The following is a 15,118-nucleotide window of genomic DNA, read 5'->3' as shown; positions in this document are numbered from 1 at the left end:
GCAGGGAACCCTTTCTCCGGACCGCCGCCGGGCAGCTCCGCCCGGCGCTCGCCCCCTCAGCGGCCCGGCTCGACGACGAGCCTGCCGACCGTGCGGCCGTCGGCCAGCCGCTGGAGCGCGTCGGGGACGGCGGCCAGGCCGACCCGCTCGGCGACCAGCGGACGCACCGTCCCCTCGCCCGCCATCCGACTCAACTCTAGATGTGCCGCCGCCACCGCGTTCGGGTCGCGGCGGGCGTACAGCCCCCAGTGCAGGCCCAGGATCGAGTAGTTCTTCACCAGCGCGTGATTGAGGCCGGGCTGCGGGATCACCCCGCCCGCGAAGCCCACCACGACGATGCGTCCCTCGAAGGCGATGCACTTGGTGGAGCGCTGGTAGGAGTCACCGCCGACGGGGTCGTAGACCACGTCGGCGCCCCGGCCGTCGGTGGCCTCCTTCACCACGTCGACGAAGTCCGCCTCGCCCCGCACCACGACGATGTCGGCCCCCGACTCCCGCGCCACCTCGGCCTTGGCGGCACTGCCGACGACCCCGATGACGGTGGCGCCCGCCGCCGCGCCGAGCTGGACGGCGGCGCTGCCGACCCCGCCCGCGGCGGCATGGACGAGCAGGACCTCGCCCGCCCGCAGCGCCGCCCGCCGATGCAGACCGAACCAGCCGGTCTGATAACCGATGCACAGCGCGGAGGCCTCCGCGTCGCTGAGCGCCGCCGGAGCGGGCAGGGCGGCCTCGGCGGCCATCACGGTGTACTCGCCGAAGGCACCGCGCGGCAGCACCGACAGGCCGATCACCCGGTCCCCCACCCTGTGCCCGTAGGCCTCCGGCCCGATCGCGACGACCTCGCCGCACAACTCGACGCCGGGGGTGAAGGGCAGCGGCGGCCGCACCTGGTACCGACCCCGGCAGAGCAGGACGTCGGCGAAGTTGACGGCGGCGGCGAGCACCCGCACCCGGATCTGCCCTGGGCCGGGTGCCGGGACGTCGACGTCCTCCTCGACGAGCACCGCACCCGGTTCGCCGTGTTCGTGGACCTGCCAGACCCGCACGAGTCCTCCTCGGTGACGAGGGCGGGCGCCCCGCGCAGGGGCCCGCCGAGTTCTGCAACGCTGTGCGGGCGGTCGGCGTCCGGCCTGCCCGACCCGCAGGCGCCGACGGCGATGCCGATCGGCCTGGGAACGAGAGCAGCCGATCAGCCGCCGTGGGGCCTGCTCTGCTCGCCCGACGCGACGGCCGCAGCCTCCCCCGCCGCCGGCGCTCCCGGCTCCGACGAGTCCGACTCCCCCGCCCCGGTTTCGGCTGCGGCGGCGTACCGGCGGCGCAGCTCCCGCTTGAGCACCTTGCCGCTGGGGCCGAGCGGCAGCTCGGAGACCAGCTCGACCAGCCGGGGGTACTTGTGTCTGCCGATGCGGTCGGTCGCCCACTCCACGAGCTGCGCGGCGGTCGGCGGCGCGGCGGGATCGGCGGCCACCACGACGGCGCACACCTCCTCCCCGTGCCGAGGGTGCGGCAGACCGATCACCGCCACCTGCCTGATCCCCGGATGACGCATGAGGGCGTCCTCGACCTCGCTGGGATAGACGTTGAACCCGCCCCGGATGATGACGTCCTTGGTCCGGTCGACCACCGTGATGAAGCCGTCGGCGTCCTTGGTTCCCAGGTCCCCGCTGCGGAACCAGCCGTCCACGACGGCCTCGGCCGTCGCCTCGGGACGGTTGTGATAGCCGAGGAACACGTTGTGCCCCCGGATCACGATCTCCCCCAGCTCGCCCGTCGGCAGCAGTTCGATGCTCCCGAGCACGTCATGCCGGGCGATCTCCACCTCCACGCCCCAGATCGGATGGCCCACGGTGCCCGGCCGGGTGCCCATCCTCGGCTGATTGGTGGTGGCGGTCGGCGAGGTCTCGGACAGGCCGTAGCCCTCGTAGACGGTGGTCTCGAACCGCTGCTCGAACTGCTCCAGCACCGCCGAGGGCAGCGAGGCCCCGCCGGAGACGCTCAGGCGCAGCGACGGCAGCGCCGCGCGGGGCAGCGTGCGGGCCGCCGCCAGCAAGGCGACGTACATCGTCGGCACGCCGTGGAAGATCGTGACGTGGTGTTCCACCATCAGTTCGAGCGCGGCGACGGGCTCGAAGCGCCGCATCAGCACGAGCGTGGCGCCGACCCGGAACGCGGTGTTCATCGCGACCGTCTGCCCGAAGGCGTGGAAGAGCGGCAGACAGCCCATGACGACGTCCACCTGCCGGGTGTCGTTGGCGTCGTAGGCGTTGACGGTGGCGTTCATGACCAGGTTGAGCTGGCTGAGTACGGCACCCTTGGGCGTCCCGGTGGTCCCGCTGGTGTAGAGGATCACCGCCGGGTCCTCGGCCGACCGGGTGCACAGCGTCGCCAGTGGGCTCACCCGCCCCGCGACGTCCTCCAGCCTCGGCGGCCCGTCGCCCTCGGGGGCCCCGACGGTGACCACCGGCAGGTCGAGGGCCGCGCCGCCGCGCACGGCGGCCGGGGCGAGCGCCCGATCGCTGAGCAGCAGTGTCGAACCGCTGTCCCGCAGCACATGTGCGATCTCCTGCGGGGCGAGCAGCAGGTGGACCGGGACGACGACGGCCCCGGCGGTGAGCACGGCGAAGTAGGCGCGAGGGAAGTCGGCCGAGTTGGCCGCCATCAACGCGACCCGGTCGCCCGGCCGGACGCCGAGTTCCCGCAGCCCGGCGGCCAGCGAACGGACCTCGGCCCACAACTCGGCGTAGGTGAGACGGACGGCGTCGTCGATCACGGCCACCCGATCGGGATGGGTGCGGGCGGCCTCGGCCAGGATGCAGGCCAGCGACAGAGACATGGACCCTCCAGAAGTCGTCGACGAAGAGGTCACCTCAGCCGAGGTGGCCGCCGATCTTGGTGTGTCCGCGCAACAGGTCGCGGGAGATGATCAGCCGCAGCATCTCGTCGGTGCCCTCGAAGATGCGGAACAGCCGGACCTGCCGGTACCACTTCTCGATGGGCAGCTCACGGGTGTAGCCGATGCCGCCGTGGATCTGCATCACCCGGTCGACGACCCGGTTGACCATGGCCGCGCCGAACAGCTTGGCCTGGGCCGAGGCGTGCCGGGGGTCGATGCCCTGATCGACGGTCCACGCGGCCCGCAGCACGAGCGCCCTGGCCGCCTCCAGCTCCACCTCGGAGTCGGCGATCATCCACTGGACGGCCTGGTTGGAACCGATGGTCCGGCCGAACGTCTCCCTGGTGTTGGCGTACTCCACCGCCATGCCCAGCGCCCGCTCGGCGATGCCGATCCCCTGGGAGGGAATGGCGTAGCGGCCCTTGCCGATCCACTGCATGCCCAGCGTGAAGCCCTGGCCGATCTCGCCGAGGACGTTGCGGCCGGGCACCCGGACGTCGTCGAAGACCAGCGCGGCGGGGCCGCCCTCGCCCATCGTGTCGATGTACTCCGATCGCCAGCCCATCTCGCGGTCGACGAGGAAGGCGGTGGAGCCGCCCCTGGCGCCCAGGTCGGGGTCGGTGACGGCCACGACGATGGCGAAGTCGGCCTCGTTCCCGCCGGTGATGAAGACCTTCTCGCCGCGCAGTATCCAGTCGTCGCCGTCCCGGCGGGCGGTCATCCTGATGTTGGCCGCATCCGAGCCCGCGCTGGGTTCGGTGATCGCGAAGCAGGAGAGCCGATCGCCCGCGATCGTGGGCAGCAGGTATTCGGCCTGCTGCTGTTCGGTTCCGTGATAGAGGATGTTGTCGGCGTCGCCGCCGAAGCGGAACGGCACGTGGGAGCGACCGGTCTCGGTCCAGATCAGCGACTGGGTGACGGCGGGCAGGTCCATGCCGCCGTGGCGTTCCGGCGTCGACAGGCCCCAGAAGCCGAACTCCTTGGCCTTGAGCTGAAGCGCTCGCAGCTCGGCGCGTTCCAGCCCCGGCAGGCCACGGCGTTCGCGGCGCAGTGCCTCCTGTTCGAGCGGCATGACCTCCTTGGCCATGAACACGCGGACCGTGTCGCGGATCGCCTGCTGTTCGTCGGTGAGCGAGAAGTCCATCGATACTCCGGTTCGTGACGGATGGTCGTCGCGGCGGGAGGCACGTCCGGCCTCCCCATGTTCAGCCGGACGTCGGGAAGGTGTAGTCGTCGACGGCGGGCGCCCGGCTCGCCGACTCGATCTCGACCAGCCCGCCGTCGGCGCCGACCTCGGGCCGCAGCAGGTAGGAGTCGAAGGACGGCGGGCGGTTCGGGTCGGAGAAGTCCATGGCCATGCCCAGGTCGCCTTCGACGAGTCCCTGGGTCCGGTGGGCGGCGATGATGCCCGCCCGGCTGAGATCGCCCTGGTCGCAGGCGATGCGCAGGGCCTCGGCGAGGAACTCCATCACGCCGTACCCGGAGAGGACGCCGCCGTCGATGGACTCGCCCGGATAGGCCGACTGGTAGGACTCGACCAGCTCGCGGACGCCGGGGATGTCGCTGGAGGCCGCAGGTGCGCCGCTGACCATGACGAACAGTCCCTCCAGCGCGGGCGCCGCCGCCGTCTCCAGAAGCTGGGAGGCGTAGGCGGGGGTGGAGCCGATCACCGGAACCTCCCAGCCGCTCGCTGCGGCCACGCCGACGAAGGAGGCGGTCTGTGCGGGACCGGCGCTGAACAGCACGGCGGTCACCCCGGCCTCGCGCAGCGCGGTGACCTGGGCGCTCATGTCCTGATCGGTGGGCATGACCCGCTGCTCGACGATCGTCAGTCCCTCGCGTTCGGCGGCGAAGGTCGAGCCGCTCAGCGCGTTCTCGCCGTACTCGTTCTCGAAGAAGACGTGCCCGATCGCGTCGCCCTCGGCGACCAGCGAGCTCCGCAGCAGGTAGTCGACCGCGTTGATCATGTCGACGTCGTAGGTGTTGCCGGGCACCTGGATCTCCGGGCGCCCCAGCAGCGTGGAGTCCCAGCTCTGCGGGAAGGTGAGCATCTGGTCGGCGGCGAGGTCGTCCAGCAGGGCTGCCAGCATCGGCGAGCCGAGGAGCTGGGGCATCGCGGCGACGGACGGGGCGATCTCGGTGTAGGCGCCGAGGGCCTGCTGCACGTCGTAGCCGTGGTCGCGGACGACCATCTGGAGTGAGCGACCGCAGATCCCGCCGTCGGCGTTGATCTCGTCGACGGCCAGCTGCTGGGCGTTGATGATGCTGGTGCTCAGCGCCGCGTACGGCCCGGTGAGGTCGGTGAGCGCCCCGAGCGAGATGGTGGTCTCGGTGATGCCGGGCCCGGTGAGCAGGCCGGACTCCCCCGGACCGGCGTCGTCGCCTGCGGTGGTGCACCCGGCGAGCAGCAGGCCGAGGCCTGCCAACAGTGCGGTCGTCCTGCGTGGTGCGGGAGGTCTCACGGCGTGGGCTCCTTCGGGGTGGCGGTGGGAGCGGTCGAGTGCTGAGGCCGGTCCGGGGCGGCGGGAGGCGGCGGGCGGTCGGCGGCGACGTCGGCGGGAGCGGCCGGGCGGTGGGACGGGCGCAGCCTGCGGAACAGTCCGATCAGTCCGTCCCTGGCGAAGAGCAGGACGAGGACGATCGCGGCGCCGTAGAGGTAGCGGGACAGTTCGGCAGGCGTCACGCCCGGTGCGACGACGCCGGGCGGCACCACGAGCGGCAGTGCCTCCGCGTACTGGGTGAGCAGCTGCGGCAGCATCGTGACGAACACCGCGCCCAGCACGGCACCGCCCACCGAGCCGAGTCCGCCGATGACGATCATCGCGAGGTAGTCCACGGCCAGCGCGAGTCCGAAGTAGTCGGGCACGATCCGGCGGAAGGCCAGCGCGATCAGCACGCCCGCCAGGCCCGCGTACATCGAGGACACCACGAAGGCGGCGGAGCGGTGGGCCGCGACGGGGACGCCGAGGACGGACGCCGCGATCTCGCTGTCCCGCACCGCTCCCATCGCCCGGCCCGGTCTGCCGCGCAGCAGGTTGCGGGCGACGAGCCAGGCGAGGATCACCAGTACCAGCCCGAGGTACCAGAGGCGTTCCACGGCGCCGAAGGGCGTGCCGAGGACGAGCAGTCCGGCGGGGTCGTCGGCGGTGAAGCCGAAGCCCCCGATCTCCATCGGGGGCACCGATCGTCCGTTGTAGCCGCCGGTGACCGAGTCCAGCCGAAGCATCACGTGGTGGCCGATGAAGACCAGGGCCAGCGTCGCCACCCCCAGGTACATCCCGCGCAGTCGGCCGGAGATCGGGCTGAACAGCCCGCCCGCCAGGCCCGCGAGCAGCACCGCCACCACCATGGCCGCCGGCGGCGGCAGGCCGAGGCCCGCCGCGTCGGGTCCCGGCTCCGCCGAGGCCCAGACGTAGCCGTAGGCGCCCACCGCCAGGAAGAAGGAGTGCCCCAGGGAGAGCTGCCCGGCCGTGCCGGACAACAGGGTCAGTCCGATCGCGCCGATCGCCGCCGCCATCGCGAACAGGCCGGTCTGGAGCCAGGACGACGGCAGCAGGAACGGCAGGGCGGCCAGCACGAGGACGCCGATCGCGGCACCCAGCGGGCCTGCCGGGCGGAGCCGGGCCGGCCGTGGGTCGCGCGGCGAGGCCTGCGGGGTCGGCGAGGGGGCCGGACCGGTCTCGCCGGGGACAGCCTGCTGCGGATCGCGTCGATCAGACACGGACGGTCTCCCTCGTGCCGAGCAGTCCACGCGGCCGCACCAGCAGCACGATGATCATCACCAGGTAGGGGGCGACGTCGCCGAGTCCTTCGCCGAACGCGCCGAGACTGCGTTGGTATCCGGCGACGGCGGCCTGGGTGACGCCGATCAGGACGCTGCCGATCAGGGCGCCGGTGACGGAGTCCATGCCGCCGAGCACGGCGGCCGGGAACGCCCGCAGCGCGATCTCCCCGGTGGCGCGGTCCAGTCCGGGCGTCGGGAAGGCGGCGAGGAACACGGCGGCCACGGCGGCCAGTGCGCCCGCCACGCACCAGGCGAGCAGGCGGACCCGCCCCAGGCGCAGGCCCATCAGCGACGCGGCCTCGCGATCGGCGGCGGCGGCGCGCATGGCCAGTCCCCAGCGCGACCAGCGGAAGGCCGCGAACAGCAGGGACACCAGGGCGGCGGCGACCACGACGGAGGCCACTCTGGACTGTGCGAGGGTGATCCCGCCCGCCGAGAACACTCCCGCGCCCCACGGGTCGCCGAGGTCGAGCACATCCGGCCCGATGCGGCGGGCCAGTTCGGTCAGCAGCAGGATGTCGACGCCGATGGTGACGATCGCCAGCACGTGGGTCTCGGTGGGGCGACGTCGCATGCAGACCAGTTCGATCAGCCCGGCCAGCGCGGCCGAGGCGAGGACCGCCGTGGCCAGCGCGCCGAGGAAGCCGAGCGGCTCGTGCAGCACGGCGGTCAGGTAGCCGCCGAACAGCAGCAGCGAGCCGTGGGCGAAGTTCATCACCCCCGAGGCCCGGAAGATCACCACGAAGCCGACCGCGATCAGCGCATACACCGAGCCGAGCGACAGCCCGGTGAGCAGCACCTCTGCCAGGGTGGTCATCGGTCCTCACCGGCCTCGGTGCCGGGCGGCCGCGCCCGGTCCGGCGTCGGCTCGGGCGGGTGGGACTCGGCCTGCCTGCTCGGCGCGGCAGGCGTCGGTGCCGATGCCGCCGGGCGGGCGTCGGTGCCTGCGCCGAGGTAGGCCCGGATCACCTCGGGATCGCGCTGGACGCGTCGAGGAGTGCCGCAGGCGATCCGACGGCCGAAGTCGAGCACCGTGACCTCATCGGCGATCCGCATGATCAAGCCCATGTCGTGCTCGACGACCAGAACGGACAGGCCCAGCGCCGCGCGCACCTCGGCGATGGTGGCGGCCATGCGCTGCCGTTCCGCGGTGTTCATCCCCGCCACGGGCTCGTCGAGCAGCAGCAGCCTCGGCTCCATGCACAGCGCCCTGGCCAGCTCGACCCGTTTGCGGTCTCCGTAGGACAACAGGTCGACCGGCGTGTGGAACAGCCTGCCGAGGTCGACGAAGTCGGCGATCTCCCTGGCCCGCTCCCGATGAATCCGCTGTTCGCGGGCCACACCGGGCAGCCCCAGCGCGGTGGCGGTGAACCCTGCCCTGGTCAGGACATGCCTGCCGAGCATGAGGTTCTCGGCGACCGTGCCTCTGGTCAGCACGATGTTCTGGAAGGTGCGGGCGACGCCGAGGGCGGCGATGCGGTGCGGCGGGCGGCCGGTCAGCTCCTTCTCGCCGAAGCGGACCGTCCCCGAGTCCGGCAGGCACACCCCGGACAGGACGTTGAAGAACGTGGACTTCCCGGCGCCGTTCGGTCCGATCAGCGCGTGCACGCTGCCGGGCTCCACCGTGAGGTCGACGCCGTCCAGGGCGAGCAGGCCCGCGAAGCGCACCGTCACGGCGCGGGCCACGAGTCGCTCCGCCCCGGCATCGGTCGACGCCGGGGTCTGCCCCGGGGCGGCCGTGTCCTGGTTCATCGCCGCCACCGCCGGAGGGTGCGGACCGGCCGGTCTGGCGCTGGCGACGCTGGTTCGTCCCCCGCCTCGGCGGCCTCGGACGACTCGGGCGCCTCGCCGAGATAGAGCCTGCGCACCTCGTCGGTCGCGGCCAGTCGCGCGGCGGGGCCCGCCAGGCGCACCCGCCCGACGTCCAGCACGTAGGCGTGGCGGGCCAGTCGCAGGGCGGTCGCGGCATTCTGCTCGACGAGCAGCACTCCGACGCCCTGCCGGTTGATCTCGGTGATCACCTCGGCGATCAACGAGACCATGCGCGGGGCCAGACCCAGCGACGGCTCGTCGAGCAGCAGCAGCCTCGGCTCGGCCATCAGTGCGCGACCGATGGCGAGCATCTGCTGCTCGCCGCCGGAGAGCAGCCCTGCGCGCTGCCCTCGTCGATCGGCCAGCACCGGGAACAGGGCGAACACCCGGTCGAGGGCGGTCGAGATCCGGGCCGCTCGGCCGGAACCGCGCAGGCCGAGCGTGCCCGCGCGGAGGTTCTCCGCGACGGTGAGTCCGGCGAAGACCCGCCGTCCCTCCGGGACCTGCACGACGCCCGCTCGCACGGCGGCCGCCGGGTCGCGGCCGGTCAACGCCGTCTCCTCGACGGTGATGCACCCGCCGTCCACCGTGCCGCCGTGCAGCGGCAGCGTGCCGGAGACGGCCCGCAGCAGCGACGTCTTTCCCGCCCCGTTGGCGCCGAGCACGGCGACGACCGCGCCGTGCGGCACCTCGATGCTCACCGCGCGGACCGCCCGGACGGCCCGTCCGTAGGTGACGTCGAGATCGCGCAGGCGCAGCAGCGCCGAGTCGTCGCCGCTCGACGCCGATTCGGCGGTCGCGCTCATGTCGCTCCCTCGCGTCGGGTGTGCCCGGGTGATCTGGCCTGGCCGACGGCGGCAGGTCGCCGGGGTCGGGCCGTCGAGCGTTTCGGTGAGCACTCATTCACCTCCGATGGCCGCTGGTCAGGGGCTTGGTGTCCACCGGCCCTGGTCGCACGGGGTCCGGGTCCACGACCCCTGTTCGCCAGGCCGCTGTCAGCTCCGCCGCGCCGGACACGCGGGGCGGGCGGCCCCGACTCGCCCGGCGTCGGGCGGAAGGTGTGACCACGACAACACGGGGTGCGCAGGCGTTCCAGGCCGGCCGAGGAGATCGGGGCAGCCGCCCAGGAAGCAGCCGACCGCCGTGTGAGAGCGCACAGGATCACGTGGGCGGCCTCGGACGGCCGGGGACACTCGACGCTCGACGTCGCCTGCGCGAGACCGGGCGACGGGCCGTCGTGCGGTGTCCTGGTCCTGGTTCTGGTGCCCGGTTTCCGGCGGCTGGTCGGCGGCCGTCCCGGCCCCGTCTGGGCCTGCGGTGCAGGACCGGCGGCAGGCGCGGGAGGCCGGCGCGCGAGAGAGCGCCGCGCGAGCCGGGTGATCGAAGCGGCCGGGGAGTGTTCGGAGGGCGGAAGATCGTCATGGACGCCGTGGGGCCGACGGCCCAGCGTCGAGCGTGGACGGACGCGGTGTCCCATCGACCGGGGAGGGACCATCATCGACACGGTGAACGAGAACGAGCGAGACGAGGCCGCCGCCGGCCGGGCCGCACATCCCGAGGCCGCCGAGCACCCCGCGCGAACAGACCCGGCCGATCCGCCCGGCCTGCACCTGGCGCGGCTGCGCGAGCACCTCGGCCGAGAACTGCCGGGCGGTGTCATGGGCGAGCTGACGGCGCGACTGCTGCCGGGCGGCCGGTCCAACCTCACCTACGAGGTGTCGGACCAGGCGGGCGGCCGGTGGGCGGTCCGCAGGCCGCCGCTCGGGCACGTGCTGCCCACCGCGCACGACATGGGTCGGGAGTTCCGAGTGATCAGCGCGCTGCGCGCCACGCCGGTTCCGGTGCCCGACGCGCTGCTGCTGTGCCGGGACGAGGCCGTCGTCGGGGCGCCCTTCTTCGTCATGGAGTTCGTCGACGGCCTCGGCGCGCTGGACGTGCCCGAGCTGCGGGCCCTCGGTGCGGACGGGGCGGCGCTGATCGGCCGCGAACTGGTGGATCGGCTGGTGGCGCTGCACTCGGTCGATCAGGAGCAGGTCGGCCTCGGCGACTTCGGCAGGCCTGCGGGATTCCTGGATCGCCAGCTCCGGCGCTGGCGCACGCAGCTCGAATCCTCCCGCAGCCGTCCCACCGGCACGCTCGACGCCCTGCACGCCGAGCTGGGCCGCGAGCTGCCGCGTTCGCAGGCGTCCACCGTCGTGCACGGCGACTACCGGGTGGACAACACGATCTTCGGCCCGGACAAGCGGATGCGGGCGATCCTCGACTGGGAGATGGCCACGCTGGGCGATCCGCTCGCCGACCTCGGGATGCTGCTGGTCTACGGCAGGCGGGCGCCGCTGGACGGCAACGCACCGGTCAACGCCGCCACCGTCCCCGGCTTCCCCACCGAGTCCGACCTCGTCGAGGGCTATGCCGCGGCGTCGGGTCGCGACGTCGAGGGTCTCGCCTGGTACGTGGGGCTCGGGTTCTTCAAGCTCGCGGTGATCATGGAGGGAATCCACTATCGACATCAGCTCGGTCAGACGGCGGGCAGCGGTTTCGACGGCATCGGCGAGCTGGTCGAGCCGCTGGCACTGGCGGGACGCGCCGCGTTGCACGACCAGGTCTGACACCGGCTCTCAACCGGGTGCGGCCGTGCACTCCCCGTCGCGCGGCCTGCCCGGTCGGCCGGGCCTGGGCGGGCGGGCTCGGAGCCCGATCGACGGCGGCTTCGGACCGGGGACGGGGCGAGCGGACCGCAGGGACGGCGCACAGCGTCGACCGCAGCCGACTGGGCGGGTGCACCGGGTCGCACCGGAGGCGATCGGCGCCGAGCGCGTCGGTCTCGTCGATCGTCCACGGTGCGGACCAGCGACGACATCGCTCGGCATCGTCAGGGGGGACGGTCCGGCGCGGCAGGCGAACGATCACGTCGAGGGCAGACGCGGCCGCCGAGGCGTGCTTTCATCCGAGCCGACGATCATCTCTCGGCAGGAGGTCTGCCGGAGCGGGAACGTGGTTCGGCGCCGTCGACAGGCGACGTCGGCTCGGCTCGGCTCGGCTCGAAGTCTCGACGAAGAGCCTGCGTCGTGGCAGGCCGTCTCGTCCCGGCGAGCGCACGGCCGCGACGGCCCGACCAGCCCGGTGACCGCGCGAGGAGAGATCGCAGACGAGACCGAGTCGCCCACGACGGCGACGCGACGGCCCGCGTCGCAGACGGGGGACGGAAGGCGAGGGTGAAGCAGCGATGTCGACTCCCTATTCGATCGACGATCGGATCGCGGTCGTCACGGGCGGCGCATCCGGAATCGGAGCCGCCCTGGCCCGCAGGCTGGCCGCCGAGGGTGCCCGCGCCGTCGTGGTCGCCGACCGGGAAGGCGACTCGGCGGCCGAGGTGGCCGCGACGCTGCCCGACGGGGTCGGGGTCGCACTGGAGTTGGACGTCACCGACGGGGACGCGGTCGGGACGGCCGTCGAACGCCTCGAAGCCGAGATCGGCCCGATCGACGTGTGGTGCTCCAACGCGGGCATCGCCCGCGGGCGCGGGCTCGGGGATCTCGCCGACTGGGCCGCCTCGTGGGAGGTCCACGTGCTGGCGCACGTCCACGCCGCCACGCACGTGCTGCCCAGGATGGTCGCCAGGGACCGCGGGCGGCTCGTCCTGACGGCCTCGGCCGCCGGGCTGCTGACCAACATCGACTCGGCGCCCTACAGCGTCACCAAGCACGGGACCGTGGCGCTGGCCGAATGGCTGGCGATCACCTGCCCCGCCGAGGGCGTCGCCGTCTCCTGCCTCTCGCCGCAGGGCGTGCGCACTCCGATGCTCGACGAGGCGGGTCCGGACTCCGCCACGCTCGCCGCCGGGGAGGTCCTCACCGCCGAGCAGGTCGCCGAGGACGTGGTGACGGCCCTACGCAGCGGCGCGTTCCAGATCCTGCCGCACCCGAGGGTCGCCGAGTACGAACGCCGTCGAGCCGACGACCGAGAACGGTGGCTGGGATCGATGCGCCGCGCCCACCGACGGCTGGTCGCCCTCCGGGCCGAGGGCTGAGCGGGCGTGTCAGGGCTCCGCCGCCGCAGCGTTCTCGGCCGCCCCGCGACGACGCGCGCGGGTCGGGTACCCCGATCCGCCGACGCCGACCGGGAGCCCGTGGTCAAGCCTGCGCCCGCGTCAGGGAGGCGCCACCGAATCGGACGCGAGTCCGGCCTGCGGGTCGCGGTATGGCGCGGCGCGCGGATCGACGAGGCCGAGGCCGAGAGTCGCAGGCGCGGGCCCTCGTCGATGCCGCGCAGGCGATCGATGCGAGCACGGGGAGATCAAGACACCGCACCAGAGTGTCGAGAAGCCGGCAGGGTCGACAGCGAAGGCAGCGCCGTGGCCACGACGGCATCGACCGGCCAGACAGCGTCGACGGACACGGCAGCGAACGCACCGACGGTCAAGGAGCGGCAATGGACCCGAAGACAATGGACGGCACCCCGATCAAGGCGCGGCGGTTCGCCGGGCAGGTCGCGCTGATCACCGGCGCGAGCCGGGGCATCGGTCGGGCGATCGCGAGCAGGCTCGTCGCCGAGGGCGCGCGGGTCTGCCTCACCGGTCGTGATCCCGAGTCGCTCGCCGAGGCGGTGACCGGCCTCGGCGGCCCGGAGCACGCGATCGGCGTGGCGGGACGCAGCGACGACCCGGCGCATCGGACTGCGGCGGTCGCGACGACCGTCGAGACCTTCGGCAGGCTGGACGTCCTGGTCAACAACGCGGGCACCAATCCGGTGCACGGGCCGCTGCTGGACGCCGAACCGGCAGCGGTGCGCAAGACCTTCGAGGTCAACGTCTTCGCGGTCCTCGGCTGGGTCCAGGAGGCCCACCGCGCCTGGCTGGGCGAGCACGGCGGGCGCATCGTCTGCGTCTCCTCGGTGTCCGGGCTGCGGCCCGCGCCCGGCATCGGCGTGTACGGCGCGTCCAAGGCCGCGCTGATCCGACTCACCGAACAGCTCGCCGTCGAGCTCGCGCCGAAGATCCGGGTCAACGCGCTGGCACCGGCCGTGGTCAAGACCAGGTTCGCCGCCGCCCTGTACGAGGGCCGCGAGTCGCAGGTGGCGGCGGGCTATCCGCTCGGCAGGCTCGGCGTGCCCGCCGACGTCGCCGACGCCGCCGCCTTCCTCGCCGCCGAGGAGTCGTCCTGGATCACCGGCCAGACCCTCGTCGTCGACGGCGGCGTGACCCTGCGCTGACCCGACCCGATCCGCCGCACCCGACCGTCCGCGCCACCGCCGCGATCCGCGCAGGCCGGGCGACATCGGTCCGGACCCGACCGAACCCCGCCCAGATCCATCAGCCGCCGAGACGAGAGGCCAGGAGACATCGTGGACTTCGCGCACGATCATCGCACCGAAGAGCTGCGGGCGACGCTGCTCGCGTTCATGGACGAGTTCGTCTACCCGGCGGAGCAGGCCACGGCCCAGGCCGACGAGGCGAGAGGCCCGATCTGGGCGCGGCCGCCGGTGCTGCGGGAGCTGCGGGCCGAGGCGCGGCGGCGAGGCCTGTGGAACCTGTTCCTGCCGGGCGAGCACGGCGCGGGCCTGACCAACCTCCAGTACGCGCCGCTCGCAGAGATCACCGGGCGCAGTCCCCGGCTCGCGCCGGAGGCGCTGAACTGCGCGGCGCCGGACACCGGGAACATGGAGATCCTGGCCGTGGCCGGGAACGAGGAACAGCGACGACGCTGGCTCGCCCCGCTGCTGGCCGGCGAGATCCGCTCGGCCTTCGCGATGACCGAACCCGACGTCGCCTCCTCGGACGCGACCAACATCGCCACCAGCATCACGCGGCGCGGCGACCAGTGGGTCGTGAACGGCCACAAGTGGTTCATCTCCGGTGCGATGGACCCGGAGTGCAGGCTGCTGATCGTGATGGGCCGCACCGCCGAGGACGGCCCGGTGCGTGACCGCCAGAGCATGATCCTGGTGCCCGCCGACACCCCCGGCGTCGAGATCCACCGGGGCATGAGCCAGTTCGGCTATTCCGATGACGATCACGGCGGGCACGCCGAGATCACCTTCACCGATGTGGCGGTGCCCGTCGACCACCTGCTCGGCGAGCCGGGTTCGGGCTTCGCCATCGCCCAGGCCCGCCTCGGTCCCGGTCGCATCCACCACTGCATGCGGCTGATCGGCATGGCGGAACGAGCGATGGAACTCGTCCGCGACCGCGCCGTGACGCGGACCGCCTTCGGCAGGCCGCTGGCCGACCAGGGCGTCGTGCAGGAATGGGCCGCCGAGTCGCGAGTCCGGATCGAGCAGGCCCGGCTGCTGGTGTTGAAGGCGGCGTGGCTGATGGACACCGTCGGGAACCGGGCCGCGCACACCGAGATCCAGGCGATCAAGATCGCCGTGCCGCGCGCGGTCGAGTGGATCCTCGACAAGGCGGTGCAGCTGCACGGCGCGGCCGGAGTCAGCCAGGACCTGCCGCTGGCCCGGTTCTGGGCCATCGCCCGGTCGCTGCGGCTGGCCGACGGGCCGGACGAGGTCCATCTCCGCTCGCTGGGCCGCCGCGAACTGGCTCCCCGCACCGCACACTGACCGCCCGCCTACTCCGGCCGCCCGGAAGCTCGGTGCGCCACGGCTCAGGCCGGGCGCACCGCCGCCGTCTC

The 15,118-nt window shown here is 73.2% G+C and carries 12 protein-coding genes; 4 read left to right on the top strand and 8 right to left on the bottom strand.

Annotated elements, in window-relative coordinates:
- Window positions 1-56 precede the first annotated feature (56 nt).
- The 8 genes from UA75_RS13700 to UA75_RS13665 form a co-directional block, all read right to left on the bottom strand.
- On the bottom strand, window positions 57-1,046 hold the full coding sequence (locus UA75_RS13700; protein ID WP_075740567.1) for an NADPH:quinone oxidoreductase family protein: 990 nt from the start codon (window positions 1,044-1,046) through the stop codon (window positions 57-59).
- A 143-nt stretch (window positions 1,047-1,189) separates the two neighbouring features.
- The gene (locus UA75_RS13695; protein ID WP_075740566.1) at window positions 1,190-2,833 is read right to left on the bottom strand and encodes a long-chain-fatty-acid--CoA ligase; all 1,644 of its coding nucleotides are present in this window, start codon (window positions 2,831-2,833) and stop codon (window positions 1,190-1,192) included.
- Window positions 2,834-2,867: 34 nt separating this feature from the next.
- On the bottom strand, window positions 2,868-4,037 hold the full coding sequence (locus UA75_RS13690) for an acyl-CoA dehydrogenase family protein (RefSeq protein WP_075740565.1): 1,170 nt from the start codon (window positions 4,035-4,037) through the stop codon (window positions 2,868-2,870).
- 61 nt (window positions 4,038-4,098) lie between these two features.
- A complete protein-coding gene (locus tag UA75_RS13685; protein ID WP_075740564.1) occupies window positions 4,099-5,355 on the bottom strand; it encodes an ABC transporter substrate-binding protein in 1,257 nt (418 codons plus the stop codon).
- On the bottom strand, window positions 5,352-6,614 hold the full coding sequence (locus UA75_RS13680) for a branched-chain amino acid ABC transporter permease (RefSeq protein ID WP_083690691.1): 1,263 nt from the start codon (window positions 6,612-6,614) through the stop codon (window positions 5,352-5,354). The genes UA75_RS13685 and UA75_RS13680 overlap by 4 nt, the downstream gene beginning before the upstream one ends.
- Window positions 6,607-7,494: a branched-chain amino acid ABC transporter permease gene (locus UA75_RS13675; protein WP_075740563.1), complete on the bottom strand. Its 888-nt coding sequence runs from the start codon at window positions 7,492-7,494 to the stop codon at window positions 6,607-6,609. The genes UA75_RS13680 and UA75_RS13675 overlap by 8 nt, the downstream gene beginning before the upstream one ends.
- Window positions 7,491-8,429 carry an ABC transporter ATP-binding protein gene (locus UA75_RS13670; RefSeq protein ID WP_083691007.1) on the bottom strand — a complete coding sequence of 313 codons (939 nt, stop codon included), beginning with the start codon at window positions 8,427-8,429 and terminating at the stop codon, window positions 7,491-7,493. Before UA75_RS13670 ends, UA75_RS13675 begins: the two co-directional genes overlap by 4 nt.
- Window positions 8,426-9,250: an ABC transporter ATP-binding protein gene (locus tag UA75_RS13665; protein WP_198044275.1), complete on the bottom strand. Its 825-nt coding sequence runs from the start codon at window positions 9,248-9,250 to the stop codon at window positions 8,426-8,428. Before UA75_RS13665 ends, UA75_RS13670 begins: the two co-directional genes overlap by 4 nt.
- 843 nt (window positions 9,251-10,093) lie before the next feature.
- On the opposite strand from UA75_RS13665, the gene UA75_RS13660 reads away from it, so the two are divergent.
- From UA75_RS13660 to UA75_RS13640, 4 genes are all read left to right on the top strand, one after another.
- Complete coding sequence (locus tag UA75_RS13660) at window positions 10,094-11,098, top strand: phosphotransferase family protein (protein WP_075743786.1); 1,005 nt, start codon at window positions 10,094-10,096, stop codon at window positions 11,096-11,098.
- Window positions 11,099-11,715: 617 nt separating this feature from the next.
- Entirely contained in the window at window positions 11,716-12,519 is an 804-nt protein-coding gene (locus tag UA75_RS13650; RefSeq protein WP_075740560.1) for an SDR family oxidoreductase, read from the top strand.
- 401 nt (window positions 12,520-12,920) lie between these two features.
- Window positions 12,921-13,700 carry an SDR family oxidoreductase gene (locus tag UA75_RS13645; protein ID WP_232237747.1) on the top strand — a complete coding sequence of 260 codons (780 nt, stop codon included), beginning with the start codon at window positions 12,921-12,923 and terminating at the stop codon, window positions 13,698-13,700.
- Between the two features lie 132 nt (window positions 13,701-13,832).
- Window positions 13,833-15,047, top strand: a complete 1,215-nt coding sequence (locus UA75_RS13640; RefSeq protein ID WP_075740558.1) for an acyl-CoA dehydrogenase family protein — start codon at window positions 13,833-13,835, stop codon at window positions 15,045-15,047.
- Window positions 15,048-15,118: the final 71 nt, after the last annotated feature.

Origin of the sequence: Actinoalloteichus sp. GBA129-24 (assembly GCF_001941645.1) — a bacterium.
Classification (GTDB): domain Bacteria; phylum Actinomycetota; class Actinomycetes; order Mycobacteriales; family Pseudonocardiaceae; genus Actinoalloteichus_A; species Actinoalloteichus_A fjordicus.
This window is presented reverse-complemented; position numbering and strand designations above follow the sequence as displayed.